The organism is Turicibacter sp. T129 (assembly GCF_025594975.1).
Classification (GTDB): domain Bacteria; phylum Bacillota_I; class Bacilli_A; order MOL361; family Turicibacteraceae; genus Turicibacter; species Turicibacter bilis.
Window position 1 is genome coordinate 1 of record NZ_JAMQUU010000004.1, and the last position, 1,885, is coordinate 1,885.

The following is a 1,885-nucleotide window of genomic DNA, read 5'->3' on the forward strand; positions in this document are numbered from 1 at the left end:
TATGTGCGCCCGGCATGGGTATTATCTAACGGGTTAAAGTCCCGAGTACGTCCAAGTAGCGGAAAGTACATAGCCTAAGACAAGGGTGTCCTCTGCGAGGAGGAATCTGAAGGAAGTCCGTGGGCAAACTTCTGGTCTGACGAACAGGAATCACATCAGGCAGGATACAAGGATAAGACTGCATAACAAGTTAAAGTCCAATAGCTACACAGAAAAAAAATGTATGTTGTAAATGTGGCAGATAGATGGAAGGGAAGATAATACACCTTACCCGGGGAGGTCTTATATTCTATCCCAAAGGTTGACCGTGAGGTAAACATGGAATATAAGAAGTCAGCCGAGGTCGTAGTAGTGAAGAGAGTTAGTGAAAACTAAAAGGAGCGAAGGACCGAACTATTTTATCCGTTAAAGAAATGATACTTGCACCTTCCTAATTAACCATTAGGTGATAAGACACATATCTAAAAAAAAATAGATACGATGGATGGAAGGTTACGAAACTCATGGAGGTAACAAATATGAACACAGAGAATTTATTAAAACAAATCCTACACCCAAATAATCTAAACCAAGCTTATTTACAAGTTAAGCGTAATAAAGGTGCGGCAGGAGTGGATGGGATGACGATTAATGAATTGGGACACTATTTAAAAGAAAATGGTGAAGAGATAAAGGACCAAATTCGTACGCGTTCGTATCAACCTAAACCGGTGAAACGAATCGAGATTCCCAAGGCAGATGGGGGTGTGCGAAATTTAGGTGTCCCAACCGTGGTTGACCGATTCATTCAACAAGCGATGGCTCAAGTTCTCACCCCTATCTATGAAGAAAAGTTTCATGAAAACAGCTATGGATTTAGACCGGGACGATGTGCAGAAATGGCGATTATTAAAAGTCTAGAATTCATGAATGATGGGTATACATGGATTGTTGATATCGATTTAGAAAAGTTCTTTGATAAAGTCAACCATGATAAGTTAATGAGGTTGATATCAAATACGATTAAGGACGGAGATGTCATTTCACTCATCCGAAAATTCTTAGTCAGTGGAGTCATGATGGATGATGAATATAAAGAATCGGTGATTGGAACCCCACAAGGAGGCAATCTATCCCCATTACTGAGCAATATCATGTTAAATGAACTTGACCAAGAGCTAGAAGCAAGAGGGTTAAATTTTGTCCGATACGCAGATGATTGTTTAATTCTAGTGAAAAGTGAGAAGGCAGCGAAGCGAGTGATGAAAAGCATGACGAAATACCTTGAAGAAACGCTAGGTCTTAAAGTCAATGTGACAAAAAGTAAGGTTGAGCGACCAAGTGGAATTAAATTTCTAGGATTCGGTTTCTTTTGGGATAAAAATGCCTATCAGTTCAAAGCTAAACCTCACCAGATATCGATCATGAGAGTGAAAGAGAAATTAAAAAGACTCACCCGACGAAGTTGGAGTGTGAGTTTTGACTATCGACTGAAGAAACTAAAGCAGTTAATCATCGGATGGGTGAATTATTTTAAAATCGCTAAGATGAGGACGGTATGTGGAAATCTAGATAAAAATATTCGATTCCGATTAAGAATGTGTATATGGAAACAATGGAAGAAGGTTCAAACCAAATATAGAAGTTTAATGAGGTTGGGAATCGATAAGGATAAGGCGTGGGAATGGGCAAATACCCGAAAAGGATATGCGAGAGTCGCTCGCTCATTTATTTTATGTCGAACCATCACGAATGAAAGACTAAAAAGAAGAGGTCTAGTATCACTACTAGACCACTATCAAACCGTTCATATTTAGAGATAAAATAGAACCGCCGTATACGGAACCGTACGTACGGTGGTGTGAGAGGACGATGATTAAATTAATTAATTATCTCCTACTCGATT

General features: G+C 39.2%; 1 protein-coding gene. It reads left to right on the forward strand.

Features of this window, described 5'->3' with window-relative positions:
* Positions 1-518 precede the first annotated feature (518 nt).
* The gene (gene ltrA / locus NEH75_RS00370) at positions 519-1,796 is read left to right on the forward strand and encodes a group II intron reverse transcriptase/maturase (protein ID WP_055305912.1); all 1,278 of its coding nucleotides are present in this window, start codon (positions 519-521) and stop codon (positions 1,794-1,796) included.
* The last annotated feature ends 89 nt before the right edge of the window (positions 1,797-1,885 follow it).